This is a genomic window from Coleofasciculus sp. H7-1, from assembly GCF_057473865.1.
Genome location: NZ_JBYCCT010000062.1, coordinates 1 through 5,326 on the forward strand (window position 1 = coordinate 1; position 5,326 = coordinate 5,326).

Genomic DNA, 5,326 nt, shown 5'->3' on the forward strand with positions numbered 1-5,326 from the left:
TCAGCTTTTAGAACAGCTATATCCTATCGGTTTGTCCGTTGGCTTCAGGAGAATACTGACGTATTTGCCTTACACCTAGCCCATTTAGGGCTTGTTTGGGCTTGAACAAAGTTCAAGTCCCGTTAGTGAATGTCCAGTCCCAAAAAAAAGCCGTGGTTTCCCACAGCTTCAAGATGTGTGCGTTTAATGAAACTGTTGCCTCTTAGTCGCGGCTATTGAAAGCGATCAGCAACCGCAGAATGAAAATGAACAAATTGATGTAAGTCAGGTACATCGACAAAGCAGCAGGCAGATATTGGTCATCGCGGTAAGCGCGGGGCAGGATATAGAAATCCACCACAGCAGCACCGGCAAACAAAAACACGCCAATGCCAGAAATGGCAATTTCTAGCCAGGTGGGTGTATAGACACCAAATAAAGACAGCAGCAGCTGACCCACTAGCACAACAACTAGGGCAATAATGCCTAGCTGTACTGTTTTAGTCAGAGCCATGCCATCTTGCTCCGAGAGATTGGAGCCAATCTGTCGTGCAGCAATAAAGGTAACGCCACAGCCGAGGGCAGCAAAACCAATTCCTTGCAAACCGACCCCAGATGTCCTCAGAGCCACATATATCAATCCGCTCAGTGTATAGCCCGACAATAGGCTGTAGGTAGCTAGGAGGGGCAGAGCAAGGCTTTTCTTGCCATTAACGGCAACGTTTTGGGCAACGAAGAAAAGGGCGAATTCTGCAATCAGGGCAACCCAGAAAGTTGGCATGAATAGCTCTGGGTTGGAACGGAGAACGCCAAGACCCCCGTAGGTGCCAAGTGCGGTTAAGACCAGCCCAGCGCCTACATAGGGAAGGGCATTGGCAATAACATTGGGGCCAACGAGTGCGTGATTTTTAGCCTCACGCATCGCTTGACGGAAGTTGCTGGTGTTACTCATGGGACTTCCTCAGAAATATTACGAGTCATTTACAGAACGCGATCGCCAGTCTAATTCAATTGTGACGTAGAGCCGAAGTCCTCTGCTAGTGGGTTCCACGAAGCAAGCTCTTGCAGTTTGTTTTTAAAGCAAGGAGTAGTTTTTGGCTACATCAAACTGCAACTTACGTATATATGCTGACATTCCTGGACAGGCTCTCTGTGAGTTCCGTAATCCAACGATGGTTGTCGAAAGCGCCTATACAGAAAATGAATTCAGTTAGACGAAATGAAGAGATAGCGATTTCCCAATTTCCCAAACGGGGTGGTTTTACAGAGGCTTTGACAATGGCGACTCAATCTTCTTGCAGCTCCGATTCGATGGAACTTTTGATTGCTTACTATAAAAATCCATCAGTTGAAGTTCGCAATCAACTGGTGCAGTTGAATGCTGGACTGGTTCGGAAGATGGCTCATCGAGTCAGTTATCAGTGTGCGGAACCTTATGAAGATTTGGAACAACTCGGCTATCTCGGTTTGATTCGGGCGATTGAGCGATTCGATCCCCATCAAGGCTTTGCTTTTAGTTCCTTTGCGGTTCCTTACATTCGCGGTGAGATGCTGCATTATTTACGCGACAGGGGCGGCGTGATGAAGATGCCTCGTCGGTGGCAGGAAATCCAGCAGGAAGGACAAAAGGCGCGGAAAGAGTTGGCACAAACTTTAGGGCGATCGCCAAAAGAAGCTGAAATTGCCCAAGCAATTAAAGTATCCCTAGAAGACTGGAGTGAAAGCAAGGTTGCGGCTCAAAACTGCCGACCATTAAGTTTAGATAGTGTCGTTTTTGAGCAGTCTGACTTTCAGATTACGTTGGCGGAGACACTGCCTGACCCTCGCTATCAATCTTGGCAAAGTCAAGAAGAAGAACGGCAAGAGCTGGAAGGGGCGATGAGTCATTTGGACAACAAAACTCAAGCTGCAATTGAATTAGTGTTGGTACGCGATCTTCCTCGGAAAGAAGCGGCTAAGCGAATTGGTGTCAGCCCCATGACGGTGACACGGCATCTTCAAAGAGGAGTTGAGCAGTTGGTATCGCTGTTGCAACCTCAATCAACCGAGCGTTTGGCTAGCTAGAGACTTCCTAGAAAGAATCAAAGCAAGACGGCTTGCTTGGGAAGTAGTCGCCAGTTAAAAATTAGTAGAGAGTTTGTAGGGTGGGTTATGCCACCCTATTTTTTAGGTGACATAACGCCTAAAGGCGTCCCGCTACTTCCCCAACGCTACCACCGCATTCTGCCCCCCGAAACCAAAGCTAAAACAAAGCACCTGTTGAATTTCACCTTGACGCGGGACTGTGACTAAATCCAAATCAAATTCTGGTTCCTTCAAACCCACACACGGCGGCAATATCTGATGCTTCAATGCCATTAGAGAGAAAGCGACACCCAAAGCTCCCGATGCTCCCAGTGTATGACCTGTGGCTCCCTTAGTAGAACTGACCGGCACCGTTTGGGGAAAGAGATACTGAATCAAGTGTGCCTCATTTTGGTCGTTGAGCTGGGTAGCGGTACCGTGAGCGTGAATGTAATCAATGTCTGCAAGGGAAAGGTGGCTGCGATCGCAACATTGCTTGACCGCCGCGATCGCGCTCCGACTTCCCGGTTCTGGCGCATTTGCATGATAAGCGTCAGATGTCAAGCCAAATCCCAGCACTTGTCCATAAATCTGTGCTGAACGACGCTTTGCCAATTCTGCGGATTCCAATACGAAGACCGCTCCTCCCTCTGCCAAAACTAAGCCTTCCCGCCGCCGCTCGAAAGGATAAGCGCCCGTTTGAGCTAAAGCGCCCATCTGCTGAAACCCAGTCAGCGTCAGCGGTGTAATCGGTGCTTCCACTGCCCCAGCAATGACTCGCTGACATTGCCCAGTTTCCAAGAGCGAAACTGCTTGCGCGATCGCCCAAATTCCAGTTGCACAAGCCGCCATTGGTGCCAAGACAGACCCAGTTGCCCCGATTTGACGAGCGGCTGCGATCGCATTCATGTGCGGCAGCGTCTCCAAAAAAGCCTGCGTCGGCAGGCTTTGTTTGTCTAGCCGCGACTTTAGTCGTTCGGCATCTAGATAAAACTCCCGCGCCAATTTCTCCCAAGATGCCTGATAAGAGCGACTCGAACCAATTACGACTCCACAGTCGGGCAAAGGCGAAACCAAACCAGCATCTTCCAGTGCCATTGCGACAACCCGCTGAGTCAGGGTTGCTAACTCAGCGGGTTGTTTCCCGATCAGTCCTAAGGGTCGGGGTGCGAGTTCTGGAAAGGGTTGATACAACTGAATGCCAGCTTGACCGGCGATTAAACGTTGCCAGCTGGTCTGTAAGCTGTTACCCAAAGCTGAGACTAAGCCAATCCCAGTAACGACAATCTCCACCGATTACCCAGCTAATAGCAAATTGCTATTTCTTGAGATTTTCCTCACCTTTTGTCACCTTAGCCGATTCAATGCGATCGCCCTGCTGAATCTTGTCAACTACCTCCATCCCCTTAGTGACATAGCCAAAAACAGCATAGTCACCATCCAAGAATGGCAAATCGGCTAAAGCAATGTAAAACTGCGACGAAGCCGAGTCGGGTAAAGATGAGCGAGCCATTGCTACAGCGCCACGAGTATGTCGCAACTGCGGGGGTTCAGAAACACCTGCGCTTTTGAGCGTCTCACTGAGAACGGGTTTTTCCGCCCCTTTCGGCTTAATTTCTAGGGGAATATAACGCGCTTGACCCGTCGCTGGATCGATAAAACCACCCATCCCCAGACGTTCTGTGGGCACATTCGGGTCTTTACTTTGCGGATCGCCACCCTGGGCAACAAAGGGTTGCGGTTGCCGCACTACGCGGTGAAACACCAGTCCGTTGTAGACACCTCTTTGAACTAAATCGACGAAATTACCAGATGTAATCGGGGCATTAGTGCCATCGACTTCAATCGTAATTGGCGAACCTTTAACCGTCATAACTACGGTGGCTTTCCCTTCTAAGCGGGGCAAACTGCTTGTTTTGGGACTACTCGCTGGAGTGGCAGGTGCTGAGGGGCTGGTATCCGAGGAAGTAGCCTGATCGGTGGTACATCCCCCCAACATCAGTCCTGCGATCGCAAAAAGTAATATAAACCAGTGCCGGATTTGTATCTGCATTTTCATTTCACCTAATTGGTAGCCAGAGCTACTGAATCATCTTATGCAGATATGGGATGGCTCAACCAAGAATTGTTAGAGACCTTCGATGGGCACTTCCAAGAAACGAGCCAGTTGGGCACCCTGATTTTCCAGCTCTGACAAGGGTAGCGGTTCTCCAACTCGCGTCAGGGGAATGTCGCGGCGTCCCTTGACGCGCAGATAAACCGACCGGCGTGGGTTGAGACCTTCTTTAATTTCCACTCGAATTGCTTGGACATCTTGTATGCGACAGCCGAGTTCAATTTGGCGGTTTTTACCGAGAAAGCCCCATCGAAAGATGCGAATATATCCGGTTTCTTGATTAAACTCGTTGTAACCGCCCCCTACGTCTAAAATAATCATCATCCATAGATAGAGCGCTACGAGTAAACCGGCAAAGCCGTAAAATCCCATTACCACCCCTTGAGGGATAAAAAGTAACTTGGTGGGGTCAGCAAAGGGTAGCAGATTGACTTTTAGGTAACTGGAAATTCCAGCCAATAAAAAGCCTGTAGCTCCCAAGGAGACTACGGTTGCCCACCAATAGTTACTCAAGCGACGAGAGCCTAAAATCTCTTGACGGAGAACGCGGTTAGTTGTGGATGTTGTCGGTGCAGCCATGAAAGAAAACTCTGTGTTCGCCAAAGTTGTTAAGGAAAGTTTTTAAGAGCGGTCTGATTCAGATTATCTAGCTTCCCAGGGATTTATGCTATTGATTTAGCAATCTAACTGAGCCAGAGATTAATGAGAAGTACGTGTCAGATTGTAAAAATTCTGATATTTTCTTATCATAGAGGACACGCGCTAGAACCCTAAGGTTTTACTCTGAGGACAAAGAGCGCCCCATTCCCAAATAACAGTAGCCTGAAACCTGGCAACAGGGCGACAGGTTAGTGGAAATTGACACGCAGGGGAATCAAGCGAGTGTGTCTATTGAAGACAGAACCCGGCAAACTTCTCCAGAAAAATCCCACTACTGTCTGGCGTGGGTCGTGTCAAATAAATAATGTTAATTGCTCAAGTTCAGACGATTTGACGCAATAGTAAGAGGATTTGAAATGACCATTGCAGTCGGACGCGCACCAAGTTCAAGAGGGTGGTTTGATACCATCGACGACTGGCTCAAGCGCGATCGCTTCGTATTTGTCGGCTGGTCCGGTCTACTGCTATTCCCCTGCGCCTATCTAGCGCTAGGCGGCTGGCTCACCG

At 49.0% G+C, this 5,326-nt stretch carries 5 protein-coding genes and 1 pseudogene; 2 read left to right on the plus strand and 4 right to left on the minus strand.

Features of this window, described 5'->3' with window-relative positions; translation table 11 throughout:
* Window positions 1-202 precede the first annotated feature (202 nt).
* Complete coding sequence (locus AC2VDX_RS15550) at window positions 203-931, minus strand: Bax inhibitor-1/YccA family protein (protein ID WP_378179640.1); 729 nt, start codon at window positions 929-931, stop codon at window positions 203-205.
* A 326-nt stretch (window positions 932-1,257) separates the two neighbouring features.
* On the opposite strand from AC2VDX_RS15550, the gene AC2VDX_RS15555 reads away from it, so the two are divergent.
* Window positions 1,258-2,043, plus strand: coding sequence for an RNA polymerase sigma factor SigF (locus AC2VDX_RS15555; RefSeq protein WP_378179642.1), 786 nt, complete (start codon window positions 1,258-1,260; stop codon window positions 2,041-2,043).
* A gap of 132 nt (window positions 2,044-2,175) precedes the next feature.
* On the opposite strand, the gene AC2VDX_RS15560 is transcribed toward AC2VDX_RS15555, so the two are convergent.
* From AC2VDX_RS15560 to AC2VDX_RS15570, 3 genes are all read right to left on the minus strand, one after another.
* On the minus strand, window positions 2,176-3,336 hold the full coding sequence (locus AC2VDX_RS15560) for a beta-ketoacyl-ACP synthase (RefSeq protein WP_378179637.1): 1,161 nt from the start codon (window positions 3,334-3,336) through the stop codon (window positions 2,176-2,178).
* Between the two features lie 25 nt (window positions 3,337-3,361).
* Window positions 3,362-4,096 carry a peptidylprolyl isomerase gene (locus AC2VDX_RS15565; RefSeq protein ID WP_378179634.1) on the minus strand — a complete coding sequence of 245 codons (735 nt, stop codon included), beginning with the start codon at window positions 4,094-4,096 and terminating at the stop codon, window positions 3,362-3,364.
* Between the two features lie 75 nt (window positions 4,097-4,171).
* On the minus strand, window positions 4,172-4,738 hold the full coding sequence (locus AC2VDX_RS15570; protein ID WP_378179631.1) for a photosystem I assembly protein Ycf4: 567 nt from the start codon (window positions 4,736-4,738) through the stop codon (window positions 4,172-4,174).
* Between the two features lie 437 nt (window positions 4,739-5,175).
* Between AC2VDX_RS15570 and AC2VDX_RS15575 the strand changes: the two are divergent.
* Window positions 5,176-5,326: pseudogene (locus tag AC2VDX_RS15575) on the plus strand (photosystem II D2 protein (photosystem q(a) protein)); the annotation flags it as partial.